General features: G+C 67.3%; 14 protein-coding genes and 2 pseudogenes. 11 read left to right on the forward strand and 5 right to left on the reverse strand.

All coding sequences use genetic code 11. The features are described from left to right. Window positions 1-645 (forward strand): annotated as a pseudogene (locus tag ACGFIG_RS30475) (aromatic acid exporter family protein); the annotation flags it as partial. A gap of 83 nt (window positions 646-728) precedes the next feature. On the opposite strand, the gene ACGFIG_RS30480 reads toward ACGFIG_RS30475, so the two are convergent. Then, window positions 729-2588 (reverse strand): glycoside hydrolase family 15 protein, encoded by a 1860-nt coding sequence (locus tag ACGFIG_RS30480; RefSeq protein WP_393008791.1) that lies wholly within the window; start codon window positions 2586-2588, stop codon window positions 729-731. Between the two features lie 357 nt (window positions 2589-2945). Between ACGFIG_RS30480 and ACGFIG_RS30485 the strand changes: the two genes are divergently transcribed. Both ACGFIG_RS30485 and ACGFIG_RS30490 read left to right on the forward strand, forming a co-directional pair. Beyond that, complete coding sequence (locus tag ACGFIG_RS30485) at window positions 2946-3377, forward strand: hypothetical protein (RefSeq protein WP_393008793.1); 432 nt, start codon at window positions 2946-2948, stop codon at window positions 3375-3377. A gap of 60 nt (window positions 3378-3437) precedes the next feature. After that, on the forward strand, window positions 3438-4076 hold the full coding sequence (locus tag ACGFIG_RS30490; protein WP_393008795.1) for a hypothetical protein: 639 nt from the start codon (window positions 3438-3440) through the stop codon (window positions 4074-4076). A 266-nt stretch (window positions 4077-4342) separates the two neighbouring features. Here ACGFIG_RS30490 and ACGFIG_RS30495 read toward each other — a convergent pair whose 3' ends face one another. Continuing rightward, window positions 4343-5458, reverse strand: a complete 1116-nt coding sequence (locus tag ACGFIG_RS30495; RefSeq protein WP_393008797.1) for a branched-chain amino acid aminotransferase — start codon at window positions 5456-5458, stop codon at window positions 4343-4345. A gap of 169 nt (window positions 5459-5627) precedes the next feature. Here ACGFIG_RS30495 and ACGFIG_RS30500 point away from each other — a divergent pair, with 169 nt between their 5' ends. The 8 genes and pseudogenes from ACGFIG_RS30500 (at window position 5628) to ACGFIG_RS30535 (ending at window position 15506) form a co-directional block, all read left to right on the forward strand. Then, a complete protein-coding gene (locus ACGFIG_RS30500; RefSeq protein ID WP_393008799.1) occupies window positions 5628-6509 on the forward strand; it encodes an LLM class flavin-dependent oxidoreductase in 882 nt (293 codons plus the stop codon). Window positions 6510-6635: 126 nt separating this feature from the next. Continuing rightward, a pseudogene (locus ACGFIG_RS30505) lies at window positions 6636-7883 on the forward strand (methylaspartate mutase); the annotation flags it as partial. A gap of 105 nt (window positions 7884-7988) precedes the next feature. Next, window positions 7989-8969 (forward strand): asparagine synthetase A, encoded by a 981-nt coding sequence (locus ACGFIG_RS30510; protein WP_393008814.1) that lies wholly within the window; start codon window positions 7989-7991, stop codon window positions 8967-8969. Beyond that, window positions 8966-10210, forward strand: a complete 1245-nt coding sequence (locus ACGFIG_RS30515) for a glutamate synthase-related protein (RefSeq protein ID WP_393008801.1) — start codon at window positions 8966-8968, stop codon at window positions 10208-10210. Before ACGFIG_RS30510 ends, ACGFIG_RS30515 begins: the two co-directional genes overlap by 4 nt. Window positions 10211-10740: 530 nt before the next feature. Beyond that, window positions 10741-11802 (forward strand): ornithine cyclodeaminase family protein, encoded by a 1062-nt coding sequence (locus tag ACGFIG_RS30520; protein WP_393008816.1) that lies wholly within the window; start codon window positions 10741-10743, stop codon window positions 11800-11802. A 61-nt stretch (window positions 11803-11863) separates the two neighbouring features. Further along, window positions 11864-13252 carry an MFS transporter gene (locus ACGFIG_RS30525; RefSeq protein WP_393008803.1) on the forward strand — a complete coding sequence of 463 codons (1389 nt, stop codon included), beginning with the start codon at window positions 11864-11866 and terminating at the stop codon, window positions 13250-13252. A gap of 462 nt (window positions 13253-13714) precedes the next feature. Beyond that, window positions 13715-14911 (forward strand): cytochrome P450, encoded by a 1197-nt coding sequence (locus ACGFIG_RS30530; RefSeq protein ID WP_393008805.1) that lies wholly within the window; start codon window positions 13715-13717, stop codon window positions 14909-14911. 37 nt (window positions 14912-14948) lie between these two features. Beyond that, a complete protein-coding gene (locus tag ACGFIG_RS30535; protein ID WP_393008807.1) occupies window positions 14949-15506 on the forward strand; it encodes a cobalamin B12-binding domain-containing protein in 558 nt (185 codons plus the stop codon). Here the strand turns inward: ACGFIG_RS30535 and hppD are convergent. The 3 genes from hppD to ACGFIG_RS30550 form a co-directional block, all read right to left on the reverse strand. After that, window positions 15445-16530, reverse strand: a complete 1086-nt coding sequence (hppD, locus tag ACGFIG_RS30540) for a 4-hydroxyphenylpyruvate dioxygenase (RefSeq protein ID WP_393008808.1) — start codon at window positions 16528-16530, stop codon at window positions 15445-15447. The two genes, ACGFIG_RS30535 and hppD, sit on opposite strands and share 62 nt — an antisense overlap. A gap of 44 nt (window positions 16531-16574) precedes the next feature. Further along, window positions 16575-16787, reverse strand: coding sequence for an MbtH family protein (locus ACGFIG_RS30545; protein ID WP_393008810.1), 213 nt, complete (start codon window positions 16785-16787; stop codon window positions 16575-16577). Beyond that, the coding region (locus tag ACGFIG_RS30550; protein WP_393008812.1) for an amino acid adenylation domain-containing protein at window positions 16784-19783 on the reverse strand (3000 nt) is incomplete at its 5' end. The genes ACGFIG_RS30545 and ACGFIG_RS30550, both read right to left, overlap by 4 nt.

Raw genomic sequence — 19783 nt, forward strand, 5'->3', positions numbered from 1 at the left:
ATCGGGCTGCTGGTCGTGCTCATCCTCGTGCCCCTCAACCCGATGCGCACGCTACGGCGCGTCGCCGACCCCGCACTCGACACCTTCGCCAAACAGATGACCGACTCCGCGCGGGCGCTGGCCGACGGCGAGGCCCACGCCGCCGAAGAACTGCTCGACGAGATGCGCGACGCGGAGCCGGAACTGGACCGGCTCGACGAGGTCATCATCGCCGCCGACGAGGTTGCCCGGCACTCACCGCTGCGCTGGCACCGCCGCCGTGTGCTGGCGGCCTACAAAGACGGCGTCGAGCACATGGAACGGGCGTTTCGCAACAGTCGGGCCCTGGTGCGTCGGATCGGCACCGCCCTGCGCGACGACGAACCGGTGCCGCCCGACCTGCCCGCCGCCATCGAACTGTACGGCGAGGCGGTCCGGATGCTGCACCGCGAATACCTGGCCGTGAAGGAGCCGACGGGTGCCCGGGAGCGGGTACTGGCGGCGGTGCGGGAAGCCGGCAAGGCGTGTCGCCAGGACATCGGGTTCTCCGGCACCATCGTCGTGTCCCAGCTGCGGACCATCGCCAACGACCTGCTTCGCGCCACCGGTGTCCCACGCGACGAGGCGCGTCGGATGGTCCGCCGGGCCGCCGCCGGCTACGGGTGACCCCGCCACCCCAACTGTGACTTGGCCTTCGTCATGGTCAATGCCCTTTGGACAGGTACCCGGGCAGCCAAGGGCGACGGCGGTCAGCGACCGGCGTCCAGCAGTCGGTCGAGGTTGACGGCGGTGCTGATCAGCGAGAGGTGGCTGAATGCCTGCGGGAAGTTGCCGACCTGCTCGCCGCTCGGAGCGATCTCCTCGGAGTAGAGGCCGAGCGGGCTGGCGTAGGTGAACATCTTCTCCAGCGTCAGCCGGGCGTCTTCAAGGCGGTCGGTCCGCGCGAGGGCGTCCACGTACCAGAAGGTGCACATGGTGAAGGTGCTTTCGATTCCGGGCAGACCGTCCGGGGATGCCTCCGGGTTGTACCGGTAGACGAGGCTGTCGGAGACGAGTTCGTCGTCGATGGCATGCAGGGTTGACCGCCACATCGGGTCGCGCGGCGACACGAAGCCGACGGAAGGCATGGCGAGCAGCGCCGCGTCCAGTACGTCATTGCCGTAGTGCTGGACGAAGGCCCGACGTCCCGGGTGGTAGCCCTGCGTCATGATCTGGTCGTAGATTCGGTCGCGTACTGCCGTCCAGCGGCCGATGTCCGCGGGCCGTCCCCGCGCGTTCGCGATGCGGACGGCGCGGTCGAGGGCGACCCATGACATCAGCCGTCCGTAGGTGTAGTTCCGCCCTCCGCCGCGGGTCTCCCAGATCCCCTCCTCCGGCTGGTCCCAGTTGTCGCAGAGCCAGTCCATCGCCCGCAGGGTGTGCCGCCACCCCTCGTGGGTGATGTGCAGCCCCTGACTGTCGGCGACGTGGAAGGCGTTGAGTGCGGCGCCGTAGATGTCGAGCTGCAGTTGCGTCGCCGCGCCGTTGCCGATTCGGACCGGAGCCGAGCCCTTGTAGCCTTCCAGGTGGTCGAGCACCTCCTCGGGGATGTCGGGTGAGCCGTCGACCCGGTACATGACCTGCAGCGGGGCGCCAGCCTCGTCGGCGTCGCGGACCCGGTCGCCGAGCCAGCGCATGTAGCGGCCCGCCTCGTCGGTGAAGCCCAGGTCCAGCAGCGCGTGCACCGAGAACGATGCGTCGCGGATCCAGGTGTAGCGGTAATCCCAGTTGCGTTCCCCGCCGATGTGTTCGGGCAGGCCCGCAGTGGGCGCGGCGACCAGCGCGCCGGTCGGCGCGTACGTCATGAGCTTGAGGGCTATGGCGGACCGCTCGACCATCTCGCGCCAGCGGCCGGCGTAGTGGGAGCGGCCGAGCCAGTCCCGCCACCAGTCGCGCGTGGACGCCAGCAGGTTGTCGACCTCGTCCGGGCTGTACCGACGCGGCGGGTCGGGATCGATGCCGGTCTCCAGGACCACACCCCCGACCTCGCCCTCGTGCAGGGTGGCGACGAGGCAGATTCCCTCGTCGGTCCGGCGGACGTCGTGCTGCTCGGTCAGCTGGTTGGCGTACCGCACCCGGCTGAGGCTGAAGGCGGACGTCGCGCTCCGGATCAGGCTTCCCTCCGGGTGGACCTCGAGTTCCTGGGAGTCGCGGCCGTAGTTGAACCGGGGTTGACAGTCGAGGCGGAACCGCATCGTGCCGCGGACCATGCGGAGGACCCGGACCAGTCGGTGCCGGTCGGTGGCCTGGTCGCCGGCGACCGGCATGAAGTCCACGAGTTCGCCGACGCCGTCCGCACTCATGAAGCGGGTGATCAGGATCGGGGTGCCGGGCAGGTACAGCTGCTTGCACACGTGGTCGACGCCGTCCGGCGCTATCTGGAAGTGGCCGCCGCGGCGCCGGTCCAGCAAGCCGCCGAAGATGCTGGGTGAGTCGAACCGCGGGGCGCAGAACCAGTCGATCGTGCCGTCCACCGCCACCAGGGCGGCGGTCTGCAGGTCACCAATCAACCCGTGCGATTCCACGGCAGGGTACGAATCCACCAGACCTCCCCAAGATCCTCCCGACATCCTCACCGGCCGCACGACTACCCCCGGTCCCCCGGCGCACACCTCCCACCTGGCCATCAACACCGCCGCGCGCTCATCAGGGCTGGTACGGGTGCCAGCGGCGTAGTGGACGAGGTCGCGGAGGACTTTGGTGAGGATGGCTATGGCGATGCCGACTTCCACGGTGATGGCTTTCGGCGCGGTGGGGGCAGATGAGCACCAGCACGGCATTCGCACTGTGCAACCTTGGCCCAATATCGGCGCTTTTCCCGCTTTCTGGTGTGATCATCCTCGGTACCAGACGGCGATGGGAATGTGTTGGCGGGTCGTGATGGCGGTGTGGCAGGGTGATCGTCATGAGTGAGCCCCAAAGGGTCGATGGCGCGTAAGTCGCCTGGTGCGCTGCGTGCGCAGTCGAGGTTGGCCGGCCGGAGTGGCGGCAAGACCTCTCCCATCGATGGCCTGTCGAGCCGCGCGAACGCGGCGATCGTCAGACTTCAGCTCCGGCATCCGAAGATCGGCTCCGTAGCGACCGCATTGACCAGCTACCGTCGTGCCATCTGGCGGTCCGGCCGATGGCTGGAACTTCTGGGCGACTGTCCGTGTCCGTCCTGCGATCCCGTAGGTCAGCGGGACATCCTCGAAGGCGCAATGCGCCGGTTGCCGCCGGCCGCCCGCCGTGAGCTGCGGCGTGTCGTCGACGCGTTGGACGAGGAGTTCCTCCGCAAGACGCTGCCTGATCCCCGGGCTGCCGAGCTGAATGCCTGGGATGCCCAGGCCTGGTGGCGGCACCGGCTGAGGGGGCGGTGAACATTGCAGGTGCCGAAGACACCGCTGTTGCGGACTGGAAACGTCGGCTTCAATGGCCTGATGATCATGATGCAGGCGGTCATCGAGGTGCCGATGCTCGACGGTGAGCCGGCACCGCCGTGGCCGGTGGAGCCGTCGCCGCCCGGCTCGTGGCTGGTGCTCCACGCCGGTTGCACCGATGAGCAGACCGGGTTGTTCGTGGCGGCCCTCGCGAATCGGATCGACGTCATGCCACCCGGCGGCCGGGATGAGGTCGTGGACGCGCTGCTGGCCGAGGAGTTGCTCATCGCTACCGGTGGCCTGCGGGTTAGTGACGCCAGGGTCGGGACGAGCGTGATGCCGGGTTGTTGCAGTGGGCTGGAGGACTGGCGAGATTGGGCGCAGCCTCTCACTGGCGGTTCGCCGTGGTTGGGTCATGACCCAGGCCCGGAGGTAGAGGCAATCGGTGATGCTCTGCGGGTCTGGCAGGACGGCGGTCCGAATCGTCACCGGGGACGCTGGGCCGGACACTATGTCGACCTGCCACGTCGTACGCTGCCGCAGCTGCTGACAGGTGTGCAGCGGGACCTGGTGGGCTTCCTGGACAGCCTCTCCGGATGGGCAACACGCTGCGGACTGGGTCAGCGAGGCCGTGCCCTGGTGAGGACGGTCGACCAGAATTTCGCCATCACGGCACCGCTGGATCTGTCTACCGACTAGTGCTCAAGCAGGAGATCGCTGGGTGGTCTGGTGCAGGCGCCGTGGTCTCGCGGGTTCAAGCGGGATTGGTGCGGTCGCGGGGTTGATCGGGTAGTGGCCAGAGGACGTGGTACGCGTCTTCGGTGCCTGGAGCGCACCGTCGCCGATTCCTTCTCGGAGTGGCAGAGCACGATCGTCGCGTCGATGTCCAGGACCAGGCCGTCGACCGGCAGGTCGGCCGTGTAGGCCTGCGGCAGGTCACCGCGCGGGTAACTGGGGCGAGACCGTCAACAAGCTGTGGAGTGGGGTTCGGTGAGCCGGCTCCGGCGCGCACGATGCGTCCATCCATACAGGTCCGGCAACCGGCCGTACTGGATGCCCAATAGCCGCTCGCGCAGCGCTGTCGTCACCGGCCCAGGGACGGAAGTGGCAATTTCACCGGTGGCCCAGCGCACCGTACCGATCGATGCCACCGTCGCCGCAGTACCGCAGGCGAACACCTCCCGCAGACGACCCGATCTCGCGTCGGCCTGCCATTCGGCGAGTGAAATCGGGCGCTCGACCACGTCGATCCCCATGTCCTGGGCCAGCGTGACGATCGAGTCACGGGTGACGCCCGGCAGGATCGTGCCGGCCAGCGGTGGTGTCACGAGCAGTCCTTCGTAGACGAAGAAGAGGTTCATACCGCCCATCTCTTCGACGAACTGCCGTTGGCCCGCGTCGAGGAATACGACCTGGTCGCAACCGGCCTCCGCGGCTTCCCGCTGAGCGACGTGTGCGGCAGCGTAGTTGCCGCCGCACTTGGCTGTGCCGGTCCCGCCGAGACCCGCACGGCTGTACCTCTCCGAGATCCACACCGTCATGGGTGCCGAACTGTCGGAGATCCCGGCCACCGGGCAGGCGATTACTCCGAACAAGTACTCTCTGGCCGGCCGCATTCCCAGAAAGGGTTCGGTGGCAATAAGGTAAGGACGGACGTAGAGGCTGGTGTCCGGCAACTCTGGCAGCCACTCACAATCGACCTCGAGCAACTCCGTTATCGCTTGTAAGAACAGCTCCGTCGGCACGGGCGGCATCGCGAGCCGGCGCGCCGAAGCCTGAAAGCGTCGGGCGTTGGCGTCCGGGCGAAACAGCAGGCACTCGCCGTTCGCGCTCCGGTATGCCTTCAGCCCTTCGAAGATCTCCTGGCCGTAGTGCAGGACCGCGGAGGCGGGTGACAAGGGAAGTGGGCCGAAGGGCTGGACCTGCGCGTCGTGCCAGCCCCGGGATTCGACGTACCGCACGGTGACCATGTGGTCCGTGAACACCGTACCGAACGGGGGCGGCGGGGCGGACGACGCTGGCGCCGACGAGGCCCGCACGAACTGTCGCTGGAAACTGATCCTGCTGCCATCAACTGCCATGATCACCTCCGAATGGGCGGGGCTTTCACACTACTGTCATCGCGGAAGCCGACCAGGATCGCGGACGATTCTTCCACATCAGGATGACCCGCCGGAGCTATGTTCTCATTGCGAAACGAGACAAGGTCCCGAAACATTCTTCCTTGGGGTGCACATGCGTGTAGGCGTCATGATCCTTCCGGAGCGCCGTTGGCGAGAATCAGTCCTTCGCTGGCGCGCCGCTGAACGTCTCGGGTTCGACTCCGCCTGGACCTACGACCATTTGTGGTGGCGCAGCCTGCGGGACGAGCCATGGTTTTCGGCGATCCCTCTGCTCGCCGCCGTGGCCGCCAGCACCGAGCGGATCCGGTTCGGAACCATGGTGACCTCGCCGAACTTCCGGCACCCGGTGGTGCTGGCCAAGGACGCGATCACTCTCGACGACATCTCCGGCGGACGGTTCGCCCTGGGTGTCGGCGCTGGATCCACCGGCGCCGGCGATGCCACTGTCCTCGGCGGCGAAATACTTTCGGCGCCCGATCGGGCGGCGCGCTTCAGCGAATTCGTAGCCCTCCTGGACACCCTGCTCGAACAGGACGTCACCAGCTACCAAGGGCGACACTTCTCAGCGGTGGAAGCTCGCATGATACCTGGTTGCGTGCAGTCCCCCCGCCTCCCACTTGCCATCGCCGCCACAGGTCCACGGGGGTTCGACCTGGCTGCACGTCACGGCGACGCGTGGGTCACAAGCGGTCCGGCCGACTTTTCCCGTTCCTACACTCCGGACCAGTTCCACGCCGCTGTGCTCGCGCAGGTCGACGGCCTGCAACGTGCCTGCGCCCGCGCCGGGCGTGACCCGGCCTCGATCGAACGCATCCTCGTGACCACCGACATGACCGGCGACGTGCTGCGCTCCGCTGAGCATTTCGTCACGGTGGCGGAGCGCTATGCCAAATGCGGAATCACACACCTGGTCGTGCACTGGCCTCGTGAGAACGGCGTCTTCGCGGGCGATCCAAACGTACTCGAGGACATTTCCCGGGAGGCTCTTCTCCATGTTCACTCGCTGTGATCGCTGTCCCGCCGGCGAGACGAAACAAATGTCGCGCCGGGCTATCGAGCACTTCTCGCATCCTGTTCACCCTTACTATGGGGCGTGTCGAAGATCAATGAGGAGGGCTTTACCTCGCCCGACGTCCTGGCGCGACCGCCCGGCGCGTTTGGGACGTTCGTCGCGTCAGCGCGACGCACGGGCTCACTCATCGTTCAGCCGCGGATGGGATTCGGCAGTATCGGGCAGATGAGACGTGGTCTCCTCGCGACCCGTCGGACTCCGGCGGCCACTGTCGGGACGATCACGTTGGACAGCTACACCCGGACCGGCGACCTTGCGGCCGCCTGGGCAGCGGTGCACGAGGGCAGGGCGCTGAACGGCTATCCGCTACTGACCCACGACCTCCGCGCGACGCGGGACATGCTCGACGGGATACGCAGCGACGACTTCCCCATCCAGGTTCGACACGGCTCGGCTCGTCCGCAGGAGATCGTCGCCGCGCTGATCGGCGCGGGACTGGACGCCACCGAGGGAGGCCCCGTTTCCTACTGCTTGCCGTACAGCCGCTTGGCGCTTCGCGACTCTGTCGAGAACTGGGCGGTCGCCTGTGAGCTGCTCGCGGCTTCCCGCACCGGACAGGTGGAGCCGCACCTGGAGACTTTCGGTGGCTGCCTCATGGGCCAACTGTGCCCGCCCGGCCTCCTGGTGGCGGTGAGCGTGCTGGAAGCGATGTTCTTCGTGCAGCACGGGCTACGCAGCATCTCGTTGAGCTACGCCCAACAGACCGATTTCGAGCAGGATCTTGCGGCGTTGTCGGCGTTGCACCGGCTCGCCGGGCGCTGGCTGCCGGGGGCAGACTGGCATGTGGTGGTCTATACCTACATGGGGCTCTTCCCACGCACGAGCGGCGGCGCACGTCGACTCATCGAGCAGTCCGCAAGACTGGCGGTACGGTCAGGAGCGGCACGGCTCATCGTGAAGACCGCAGCAGAGGCGTCCCGAATACCCGCCATAGAGGACAACGTGGCGGCGCTCATGTTCGCCGCCGAGGCCGCTCGGGGAGAGACCGCGGCGGGATGGTCCGGATCGGCCGCCGACGACTCGATCGAAGCAGAGGCGTCGGCGCTGATCGAGGCAGTCGTCGGGCTCGGTGCCGACGTGGGCCGGTCAATCGTACGGGCCTTCGCCCTGGGCTATCTCGACGTTCCGCACTGCCTGCACCCGGACAACGCCAATCGCGCCAGAAGCTACATAGATGACTCGGGCCGCCTCAGGTGGTCCTCGGCGGGCGCGATGCCGATCGCACAGGGGCACGGTGACGGCGGACGATCCCCTCGGGCCTCGTCCACCGAGTTGCTCTGGTCGTTGTCCCACGTCGCCCGCAGCTTCGACCACGAATCCGCCGCCGTGGAGTCGGCGAGTCGTTCCTCCCGTCCGACAGCGCCCGCGTTCCGACGAAGTGGGAGACCAGACATGGTAGAAAACCGGTCCGCTCCGATGCCTGACGGCCCGCTCGACCCGCGGGAGCACTTGACCTCCCCTACGACCAGGACAGTTCTCCGCATCCAGGCCGCCCTCCTCGCCGCCGCCCGTCGATACCTGACGGAGGCTGGTTTCGTCGAGCTGTTGCCACCGATCATCGGACCGGTCACCGACCCGGGTATCCGTGGATCGAAGCAGATAGACGTCGACTTCTACGGCCACCGCTACAAGCTGATGACCAGCGCGATCTTGTACAAACAGACCTCGCTGTTGGCATTCGACAAGATCTTCTATATCGCTCCGAATGTTCGGTTGGAGCCGCCGGACGCCTTCTCCACACAGCGTCATCTGGTCGAGTTTCATCAGATCGACGTGGAGGTGGCGGAAGCAGGCCGCGCGGACGTCATGCGGCTGCTGGAAGGCCTGCTCCGCCATCAGATCGCCGCCGTCGAGTCCGAGCACGGCGATGAGTTGGCCGCGCTGGGCCGGTCGACTGGCGCCTTCAAGCAGCTGCAGGAACAGCCCTTCGACCAGATGACGCACGCCGCCGCCGTGACTGCTCTACAGGGGTTGGGACACGAGCAGTCGCCGCAGGCAGAGATCGATTGGCGTGGAGAGGAAGTCCTCTCCACGGCCGCGGGGGTCCCCTTCTTCGTCACCGACTACCCCAAGGGTTCCCGCGGTTTCTACGACCGGGAGAGCCGTTCGGAGCCGGGCCTGCTCCGCAACTTCGACCTCATCGCGCCGGAGGGGTTCGGCGAGCTCTGCAGCGGCAGCGAGCGGGAGTTCGAACACCGCCGACTCGTTTCCCGTATACGAGAGACGGGCGAGAACCCGGCCAAGTATGGCTGGTACCTGGAGGCGGCCAGGCACGGCATCCCGAGCAGTGCGGGCTTCGGGATCGGTGTGGAACGACTCACCCGGTACGTCGCCGGACTGGACGGCGTGTGGCAGGCGAGCGCCTACCCGAAGTTTCCCGGCATGGTGTCGGCGTGATCGAGGCGGACCACTTTCCGGGGGATGCGGTGCGGCTCAGGGCCCGGCTCGGCCTGGCGGCGGCATTTCCTCCGCAGCAGGGCTTCGGCCGCGCCGTCTACGGCGGCCGACCCGGCGCTCGGACCGGCGACCCACTGGACGACGTCCGTCTCGTTCCCCCCATCTTCTCCACTGACCGTTTGGAGATGCTGATCGAGCTCGGTCGTGAGCCGACGTACTCCGACGTCCGGCTGGAGTCGACGATCGGCGGTTTCACCGCCCCCCTACCGGTCTTCGTGTGCGCGTTCGGCTCCACGGAACTGGTCAGCTCGGGGATGTCCGACACATTGGCCAGGCAAGCCGGGGCGTTGGGGCTGCCCATGGTGATCGGCGAGAACGTCGTTCCGATGCACGATTTCCGTAACCCAGGACCGGAGACGCTGTCTGCGGCGCTGAACCGACGAATCGCCGCCTATGCAGAGGGTGTCACCGACCATCGCGGCGGGGTGGTGGTGCAGCAGAGCACCGAGGACGCCGACGCCGAGGTGTGGAACGCCGTCTACAGCGACCCCGCCGCGCAGCCGCTGCTCGACGCTGGGCAGCTTGGCTTCGAACTCAAGGTGGGCCAAGGGGCGAAGCCAGGCCTCGGTGGAATGACTCTGGTCGACGGGGCGGTGGCCCGGCGCTTGGCCGACCGCTACACCATGCAGCGCATCGGCACCCGCGCTGGCGCGCCGGTGCTGCGTAGCGGCTCACCGGGCACGTTCACCGCCGAGATCTTCCGACATCAGATCCGTCAGATGCACAACAACTTCCCGCGGGCCAAGCTGTGGGTGAAGCTGCACCCGGGCCGTGACGTGGCGGAGGCGGCGAAGATCGCCTGGGACGCCGGGGCAGACGCGGTGGTGATCGACGGAGCCGAGGGTGGCACGGGCTGGGCACCGTCGGTCTCGCTCGACCACGTCGGCCTACCGCTCGGCGAGTGCCTCCGCCGCGTCGACGGCAGGCAGGGGTGCTTACTGGTCTCAGGGCGCGTGTGGGAGGGTGCGCGGGCCGCAAAGTGTCTTGCCTTGGGCGCCGCCGCCGTGGGCCTCGGACGAGCGGCCCTGCTCGCTGTGGACGAAGACCCCGACAAGGGCTTGAGCCGCTTCGTGGAGTGCCTGGACTTCGAACTCCGGCTTCTGATCAGCGCGGTCGGCAAATACCGGGCGGACGCGCTGGGTCCCGAGGACCTCTGGAGCGGCTGCGCCGCGTCCGGATAGGCACGTCAATCCAACAAAGGCGAATTTCCACCCGGCGAGACGGATTGCCACACGGGAGCCAGCATGTGTCACACCCCGCCAGCGCCTCTCACCATGAGCGGCCTGAGCGTCAGATATAGGCAAGGATGAGGAGGTAGGCTAATCGTGGTTCAAGGCGAAGACACACCGTGCCGGCACAATTGACAAGCCCTGACGGCGACGCGACTCCGCAATGAGACCAACCTTCCTAGACCAGGACACCTGTGTCCCGGTGGCCGCGCGGAGGCGTCGTGCGCGCGATCAGCAGAACGCGGGCTGGGGTAAGGCGATTACTGCGCCGATACCGCAGCGTGAAGTGATGTCTCCCGCTGACGACGGCGGCGGGCACCGGGCTGGCGCTCACCCTCCCGTGCCGGCCTCGAAGAACGGGCCAGCCATGGCGGAAACACCGACCGGACTTGCCAGGCCGTCGACAGGGGACGCGCCAACCTGATCCTTGCAGGACAGGCCGGTGGTCACGATAGTGCCGAGAGGATGCCCCATTGAAGACCATGCTGTTGACCGCCGAAGAGATACGGCTCATCGTCGACAAGATCGGCCGAGATCAGGTCATGCGACGAATCATCGAGCAATTGACGACGGACCTGCGGTGCTCGTTCGAGGGCGCACCCTTCACCTCACCGTCGCGTTCCGGATTCGAACGGGAGATGCCTGCCCGAGGCGTGCTGGAGTGGATGCCGCACAGGCGTGCGGGAGACAGTGCGACAGTGAAGCTCGTCTCCTACAGTCCCGCCAACCCCGACGAGTTCCGCCTGCCCACCATCCTGGGCACCATCGCCCGCGTCGACGACCTGACGGGACGCACGACCGTCCTGGCTGACGCGCTACTGCTCACCGCACTCCGTACGGGTGCGGCGTCAGCCATCGCGAGCCGGGTGTTGGCGTCACCCGAAAGCCATGTCGTGGGCGTCGTGGGCACCGGCGCCCAGTCGGTCACGCAGGTACACGCGCTGAGCCTGCTGTTCCCGATCACCCAGGTGCTCGCCTGGGACACGGTGCCGGCGCATCTTGCGAGCTTTGCCAACAGGGTGGCGTTCCTTGGGCTCGACGTGCGGCCGGCCACCCCGCAGGACCTTCTTTCCCAGGCGGACATCATCTGCACGGCGACCTCTGTGGGCGTCGGAGCCGGTCCGGTGCTGCCCGACCGGGGATGGAAGGAGCATCTGCATGTCAACGCCGTCGGTGCCGACCTGATTGGCAAGACCGAACTTCCTCGCGCTCTCCTGGACGCCGCCCTGGTCTTTCCGGATCATCGGGAGCAGGCCACCTCCGAGGGTGAATGTCAGCAGTTGCCCCCGCACCAGATCGGCCCCTCGCTCGACGAACTGTGTGCCCGACCCGAGGCCTTCCAGGATGCCATCGACAGGCTGACCGTCTTCGACTCCACAGGTTTCGCTCTCGAGGACCACTCGGCGCTCGACGTGTTCGTGGAGGCGGCCGAGGAACTCGGCCTCGGCACGGATCTGGCCTTCGAATGTCGGCCCCAGGACCCGCTCGACCCATACTCACGTCACCTGGATGCTGGCGGATCTCCGGATTCGCTCAGGGCGTAGCGGACGCGCCGGCGCGACATCGTCGGCCGCGCGGCCCCTTTGAGATAGTGGCAGAATGCCTATGAACGGATCCCTCACCCGTCTCATGCACTCATCGCCGTATTGGCCGGTGGTCACCAACCCGACCATGAAGCGAGTGCTTCCAGGCATCGCGACATCCGCGCTCGGGGACGGTATGAGTGCGGTGGCGATCAGTTGGCTCGCCATCCAGCTTGCCCCACCCGAGCACCGCGGGATCTGGGTCGCCGTCGCCCTCGCGGCGTACGGACTGCCAGGTGCTCTGGGAGCCATCATCTTCAACAGGTTGATGAGCGGCCGGAGCGGCGCCGAGATGGCGGGGTGGGACGCCATGCTGCGCTTCGCAGCGCTCGGCGCCGTACCGATCCTGCACATGACCGGCCTGCTGTCCATCGAGGCGTACGTCGGGCTACTTGCCGTGTCGTCGTTGTTCCTGTCCTGGGGATCCGCAGGACGCTACACGCTCGTCGCCGAACTGTTGCCCCAACAGAACAGGATGGCAGCCAACGCGATCCTGACCACGCTGGCTGAGATCGGCACCCTGGCGGGCCCCGTCATCGCCGGCCTGGTGATCGCCTGGGGCGGCGCGGTCTGGGCCATCGCCGTGGATGCCCTCAGCTTCGGCATTCTTGCCGTGACCTACAAGTTCGCCAGCCGCAAGCGAGTGACCACGCTTGACCGCCAGGCACCGAGTTCACGCTCGGCCGGCTTCCGGGCCATCCGCTCCGATCGCCGCCTGTCCAGCCTGATCGGGCTCAGTTTCGGTTACTTTTTCCTGTTCGGCCCGGTCCTGGTCGCCCTGCCCCTCTTCGTGGCGGACGACCTTGGCCGCTCCGCCAGCACGCTGGCGCTGTATTACACGATGTTCGGTGTCGGTGCCGTCGTGGGGAGCCTCCTCGCGGGCTATCTTCGGGCTCTACCCATGTGGCCCGCCACCATCGGCATAGTCATCGGTTTCGGGGTCGCGATGCTTCCGCTCGGGTTCGCCGTCCCCGCACCGCTGACGGTCGCGGCATTCACCCTCGCGGGCCTCGTCTGGGCCCCCTTTCCCTCGATCTCCATCGCCCTTTTCCAGGGTTCCGCGAGTCCTGCGGACCTGCCTCCGATCCTCGCGGCGCGAGGTGCCCTCACCATCGTCGCGCTGCCCCTCGGCAATGGAATAGCGGGCCCCCTGATCGCCGGGTTCGGCGCCCGCGGCACTCTGCTGTTCTGCGCCGTCGGCACGATCCTGCTCGGACTCCTCACAGCTGCCTTCGTCGGGCTGGGCGGCGGACGCTCCGGTGCCGCAGGGGGGACGTCCGACACCGGGCCCGATCTGACCGACGGACCGGGCCTGAGCGATGGGCCCGACCCGGACGGCGGGCACCCGAAGCAGTCGCCGGACTGGGTGGAGTCCGTTGACTCCCCTGCCGGCGCGACCAGGAGTCAGTGACCGGTCGGTCCTGTCGGAGACCGGTGTGTACATGGCCGGCGGCGACGGGTCGGGCGGTGCCGTGGGAGTTCGTCCCGCCGGCGGGACGAACTCCCACGATTGGCAGTGGAACACCCAGCCCAGGGACGCACCACCACGGGTGTGCGAAATTCGGCCTTCCGCCCACTCTCTCCCACAGGAGTCGACGACGCACGGCGGACGTCGGCGCACCACTTCCACGATGAAGTGAACGTGTTCCGTTGGTAAGATTCGCCTGCAGCATGGGCGTGATCGAGATTCCGCTCCCGGCTCGCCCGATTTCGTCGCTGGCAGGGACCGCAGCATCGACGACTCCGACCGACACCAATCGACCAGGATTGCTTGATACGTTTAGGCGTATCAAGAACGGAATCCTGACAGATAACGGACACAGGTGTCCTGGGGCACGTCGCCGAACTCTCACATCGACCTTGGAGTCCTCCGATGGCCATCGGAAATTCCGATCTCCCGTCTTTTCCGATGGCGCGTCGATGTCCGCACCACCCACCTCCCGAATATGCAGAGTTGCGCGCCCAGGGGGCGGCGGTTCGCGTCAGCTTCCTCGGGACACCGGTGTGGGCCATCACCAGGCACGCGGAGGCGCGGGACGTGCTCACCGATTCCCGGGTCAGCACGGATCCGGCAAGCCCTGGGCATCCATTCGGCGCCCTCGCTGCCACCGCCGACAGGATGGCCGGCCAGCTCACGGACATGGACCCTCCGGACCACTCCGCGCATCGACGCATGCTGATCAGCGAATTCGGTGTTCGCCGCATCCGTGAGATGGAACCGGACATCGAGCGTCTCGTTGACGGCCTACTCGACGGCATGGCGGCGTCCGGCGCGGCTGATCTCGTCGAGGCGTACGGCCTGCCGGTCGCGTCCGCAGTCATGTGCCAGCTGCTCGGTGTGCCAGAACGGGATCACGCCTTCTTCCACGACCGCGCGTGCGCCATGTTGGGTGGCGTCTTCAGCTCTCGCGATGCGGATGTCGCACGCATGGAGATACTGGCGTACCTGGACGACCTGGTCCGCAGCCACGAGCCCGGACAGAATGGCATCATCGACCGGCTGGTGACGATCAGACGTGACACGGGTGAGCCCACGCATGAGGCCATCGTGGGGATGTGCTTCATGTTGCTCCTCGCGGGCCATCACACCACCGCTACCATGATCCCGCTCGGCGTCTACACGTTGCTCGATCATCCGGATCAGCTGGCTCAACTCCGAGCCAAACCAGCGCTCTGGCCGGCAGCAGTCGACGAACTGTTGCGCTTTCACAGCATCGTGGACTGGATGTCCTTCGACCGCGTGGCAACCGCCGATATCGACGTCAGCGGCGAGCGGATTCACGCCGGAGAGGGAATCTTCGTCCTGGGAGCAGCCGCCAACCGGGATGAACGGGCGTTCACGCGACCCGACGACTTCGACATCCATCGCCGCTCGCGGCACCACCTGGCATTCGGAGTCGGCATCCATCAGTGTCTCGGGCAGAGTCTGGCCCGGGCCGAGCTGGAGATCTCGTACCGCAGGCTCTTCGACCGGTTCCCCACGATACGAGTCGACGCGCCGGCTGATGGTCTGGTGTTCAAGTACGACGCCGCGATGTTCGGCCTGCAGGAACTGCCCGTGACATGGTGAAACGACAGCAGCACGAGCCGACGCACGGGAGTTCGCAGTGACAGATCCACCGGGCACCAACAACACCCTGTCGGTTCTCCTGACAAGCACGTCCTCGGATGCCCACAGCTGGAACCTGGTCGTCCTGGAGTTGGCACTGGGCGAGCTTGGTGCCAACGTCCGCAATCTCGGGCCGTGCGCACCGGAGGAGCTCGTCGTCGACGCCGCCCGACTCCAACGTCCCGGCCTGATAGTCGTCAGCAGCGTCAACGGTCACGGCTGCCAGGACGGCTTACGGCTGATCCCCAAACTGCGAGCCGCCACCGGAACCGGGCCAGCAGCTCCAGACATCATCATCGGCGGCAAGCTGGGCATCACCGGACGCGTTCACATCGACCGGACCAACGCGTTGCTGCAGGCGGGGTTCGATGCGGTCTTCGAGGGCGGGACATTGGACGACTTGGCCGCCTACGTCGCGGCCCTCCATGCCCGTCGTTCCGCCGCCGCGGCTCCCCTCGCTGTGCGGTCGCAGCGGTCGGCGGAACGTGGCCCCACTACTGTCCGTGCAGCGACTCGTGCACTCGTTCGAACTCGACAGCCTCGTACAGCGCCTTGATGTTGCCCGTACCGAACGTACGCGCCCCGATGCGCTCGATCATCTCGAAGAACAGTGTCTGCCGTGGGTGCAGCGAGCGGGTGAAGATCTGGAAAAGTTGACCGTAGTGATCCTCGTCGACGAGGACGTGCAACTGCCGCAACTCCTCGACCTCGTGCGCGGCCAACTCCAGCCGATGCGGCAGTAGGCGGTAGTACGGATCCGGGGTCCTGAGAAACTCCACCCCCCGGTCGCGGGCCGCCGTCACCGCCGCGACGATGTCAGGCGTACAGAAGGCGATGTGTTGAACGCCAGCACCGCCATGGTCCTTGATGAAGTCGTCGACCTGCCCTGCCTCGGCGGTGGTGTCGGGCTCGATCAGGGTCAGCGTGACGTCGCCGGAAGGACTCTGCACCACCTTCGAGGACATCGCCTGCCTGCCGACCCGGATCCGTTCCTCGAAGATCATGTGGAAGCCGAAGCCAGACTCGTAGTACGCCACCGTGTCGTTCAGCTCGCCCGATGGAAGGCAGACGGCGAAGTGGTCCATGCGTTCCAACCCTCCGCTGGCCACCGATGGAAGTAACAACACCGGGAAGCCGGGCACGCATGCCTGCTCGCCGGCGCTGTCGGATTGCACGAACGTGTGCACGACGTCACCGAAGCCCACCACGGTCGCTGTGGTGCAGGCGGGTGGCATCTGTCGCCTCACCGGTGCTCGCACCGGGCGGGCCCCAGCGGTCACCGCGTGCTCGAACGCGCCCCGGCAGTCCTTGACGCGTAACGCGATGTCGGCGACCCCGTCACCGTGCCTCTGCACGTACTCCGTGGCGGGGTCCTCGTCCGTCAGTCCCTGGGTCAATACCAGGACCATGCTGCCCTGGACGAGCACCTTGGTTCGCCGGCGACCGCCGGGTTCGGAGCGAGCCGCCTCGGTGAAGCCGAACTGTTCGACGAACTCCACCGCCCTGGCCTGCACGTCAGTGACGTAGAGCTCGACATGGTTGACGGTCAGATCGTCCAGAATGCTTGCTGCGGTCCCCACCATGCTCCTTTCGACCGAGTGGCACGCGTACGCGAGTCTGGGGACTAATCGGCCTGCATCTGCCGGACGAGGCTGGCCGGGCGCATGTCGGTCCAGTGTTCGTCGATGTAGTCAAGGCACTCCTGACGGCGATCCGACTCGAACACGACAGTCCAGCCGGACGGAACCGCGGCGAAGACCGGCCAGAGCGAGTACTGACACTCTTCGTTGATGAGCACCCGGTACGCGGCGTCCGGGTCCTCGAATGGGTTGGTCATCGTTCCTCCTGTTGACGGGTGTGCATCGGAAGTTCGAGTCGTCGCAGGTGCTCACGTACCACCGCGGCGATCCCGGCCAGCGGCTCCGGAAGAGTCATCTCGCCGTGCCGCGACGCGACCGGACGAACGTGGATGTCGCCCGTGACGTGGGGCGTCCACAGGTCCACCGGAGGACGCCGGGCCGTGACGTGCTGAGTGGCCTCGAAGAAGAGCAGGTCGCCCCGGAACTTTCCGGGTTGGTGCGACGACCCCAGTCTGAGGTGCCGGCGGGTGGTCTCGACGATCGCCGAGAGTTGATCTTCGCTGACGTCGGCCAACGCGCCGCCGGATTCTCTGAGCAGGTCCCGCGTGCGCCGGAGGTCGAGACTCCGCAGCTCAGCCGGTCGAGCCACCCCGACCGCTTCCAACAGCGCCACGAACAGGGCCGATTCGTCCGGTTCCTCCGTCGAGACCTCCGGGTCGGGATAGGAGTCGAGCATGGCGAGCATGCCCACCGGCTCATCCTGTTCCTGCAGCAGTGCCGCCATCGCGTGAGCGATCACGCCTCCGAACGACCAGCCGAGAAGGTGGTAGGGACCCGAAGGCCGGACCGCACGCACGCGGGCCACGTACTCCTCTGCCAGCGCACGCAGATGCGGGTAACCCGCCGCCGCATCGCGACCGTCGTCCGCGAGGCCTGGCGCCTGTAGCGCGTACACAGGACGATCCGGCAGGTGTTGGACGAGGCCGGCGTAACACCAGGACATACCGACGGCTGGGTGGACACAGAACAGCGGGATCCGGTCGCCGCTCGTTCGTAGCGGCAACAGGGCGTCGAACGCGGTACGACCCGACCCGGTGGGCCGGTGTGGCTGTTCGAAGCGCGCCGCGAGGCCGGCCGGGGTCGCCTCCTCGAAGAGGGAACGGACGGTGAGCTCCGCCCCGAGTTGGGCGCGGATCCGGCTGACCAGCCGGACCCCGAGCAGGGAGTGCCCCCCGAGTTCGAAGAAGCTGTCGTCGACGCCCACGCGAGGCAGGCCGAGGACCTCCGCGAACATGTCGCAGAAGAGCCGCTCGAGGAAGGTCCGCGCTTCGACCTGCCCGGCCTTGCCCCACTCCGGCTCCGGCAGTGCCCGCCGGTCCACCTTGCCGTTCGCCGTAACGGGCAGGGAGTCGAGCACGACGAACGTCGCGGGGACCATGTAATCCGGTAGCACCGTGGCCGCCTCGGCGCGCAACGTCCTGGCATCCGTGTCGTCGGTGGACACGACGTACCCGACCAGCGCGGTGTCGCCGCTGGGGCTCTGCCGCGGGAACACTGCCACGTCGGTGAGCTGGGGCAGTCCGGCGAGAACCGTCTCGACCTCGGCGGGCTCCACCCGGAAGCCACGGATCTTCACCTGGTCGTCCGTGCGGCCGACGAAGTCCAGGTTACCGTCCTCCGACCAGCGCCCGAGGTCTCCGGTGCGGTACATCCGGCTTCCCGGCGGTCCGAACGGATCGCCGACGAACCGTTGCGCCGTAGCCGCCGGCCGGTTCACATAGCCTCGGGCCACTCCCGCGCCGGCGAGGTAAATCTCGCCTACGGCGCCGAGCGGCGCCGGCTGGAGGCTCCGGTCGAGCACGTACACCCGTGTTCCGTCGAGCGGACGTCCGATGGGAACACGCGCAGGGACGGCAGCGGGCAGCTCGCGGGGCACGACGTACTGCGTGGCGCAGAGGGTCGCCTCGGTCGGACCGTACAGCTGCCGGACCGTGGTGGTCGGGCAGTTCTCGACGACGCGGGCCACGGCGTGGGGCGGGACGACGTCACCGCCGGTCAGCACCTCCCGCAGGCCCGCCAGGACAGCGGGCTGCTCCTGCGCCACGACCCGGAACAGGCCGGCGGTCAGGTGAAGGGACGTCAACGACCGCTCCCTGATGAGCCTGTCGAGCGCGGTGGCGTCCACGTCACCCGGTGGAGCGACGGTGATCCGCCCGCCGGCCAGAAGGGGGACCCACAGCTCGTAGTTGAGGATGTCAAAGGCATGCGGGGCGTGCAGCAGGACGCTCCGGTGGTGCTCGGCCTTCCAACTGCGATCATCGATGAGCTGGGTCACGTCGCGGTGAGTGACGGCGACGCCCTTGGGCACACCGGAGGAACCCGAGGTGAACATGACGTAGGCGACCTGGTCCGGGTGGGACGGCACGGGTAGGCACGCGGTCGTGTCCGGTACGGGCCACGGCCCGTCGAGGGTGCAGACCGGCAGGTCGTGCCGGTGAGGCAGGTCCGTGCGGGTCACCACCAGCGCGGCGCCTGACTCGGTGAGCGCGTGCCGCCAGCGGTCCTCGGGATCCCGGGTGTGCAGAGGTACGTAGGCGCCGCCGGCGGCGAGGATGCCGAGGACGGCCACGATCACGTCGGCGGAGCGGTCCAGCAGGATCCCGACCCGCGTCTCGGCCCCGACCCCCAGCTCGATCAGTCGCCCCGCCAGCGCTCGCACCCGCTCGTCGAGCTGCGAGTACGTCAGCCGGACATCATCCGCCTCGACGGCGATCCGGTCGGGCGTACGCGCCGCCTGTTCGGTGAACCGCTGTTGCAGGCTGCCTCCTGCGTGTGACGCGAGGATTGGCGCGCCGGTGCCGATGGCAAGGATCCGCTGTCGTTCGGTGGTGGTGAGGACGTCGATGCCGTTGAGGTGTTGGTCGGGGTCGGCGACCACGGTGCGTAGGAGTCGTTCCAGTCGATGGGCGAACGTGAGCACGGTGTCCTCGTCGAACAACTGCACCGCGTACTCGATCGCGCCTTCCACCCCGGCGGGCGTGGCCCCGTCGACACGACGCTCCCGCAGGTGGATCGTCAGGTCCACCTTCGACGCGCCGATGTCGACCGAGTCGTCGATGTCCAGGACGACACCCTCGACCCCCGCATCCGGCCGCACGTTACCGTCCGAGTTCAACACGACCTGGAACAACGGATGATGCGCCAACGACCGCGGCGGATTCATGATCTCCACCAGCCGCTCGAACGGCAGATC

The organism is Micromonospora sp. NPDC049048, assembly GCF_043197615.1.
Taxonomy (GTDB): domain Bacteria; phylum Actinomycetota; class Actinomycetes; order Mycobacteriales; family Micromonosporaceae; genus Micromonospora.

Coding starts and splice junctions, on each gene's coding strand:
- ACGFIG_RS30480 (WP_393008791.1), bottom strand. CDS start 2,588: ATGTCGGGAGGATCTTGGGGAGGTCTGGTGGATTCGTACCCTGCCGTG.
- ACGFIG_RS30485 (WP_393008793.1), top strand. CDS start 2,946: ATGGCGCGTAAGTCGCCTGGTGCGCTGCGTGCGCAGTCGAGGTTGGCC.
- ACGFIG_RS30490 (WP_393008795.1), top strand. CDS start 3,438: ATGATCATGATGCAGGCGGTCATCGAGGTGCCGATGCTCGACGGTGAG.
- ACGFIG_RS30495 (WP_393008797.1), bottom strand. CDS start 5,458: ATGGCAGTTGATGGCAGCAGGATCAGTTTCCAGCGACAGTTCGTGCGG.
- ACGFIG_RS30500 (WP_393008799.1), top strand. CDS start 5,628: ATGATCCTTCCGGAGCGCCGTTGGCGAGAATCAGTCCTTCGCTGGCGC.
- ACGFIG_RS30510 (WP_393008814.1), top strand. CDS start 7,989: ATGCCTGACGGCCCGCTCGACCCGCGGGAGCACTTGACCTCCCCTACG.
- ACGFIG_RS30520 (WP_393008816.1), top strand. CDS start 10,741: ATGCTGTTGACCGCCGAAGAGATACGGCTCATCGTCGACAAGATCGGC.
- ACGFIG_RS30525 (WP_393008803.1), top strand. CDS start 11,864: ATGAACGGATCCCTCACCCGTCTCATGCACTCATCGCCGTATTGGCCG.
- ACGFIG_RS30530 (WP_393008805.1), top strand. CDS start 13,715: ATGGCCATCGGAAATTCCGATCTCCCGTCTTTTCCGATGGCGCGTCGA.
- ACGFIG_RS30545 (WP_393008810.1), bottom strand. CDS start 16,787: ATGACCAACCCATTCGAGGACCCGGACGCCGCGTACCGGGTGCTCATC.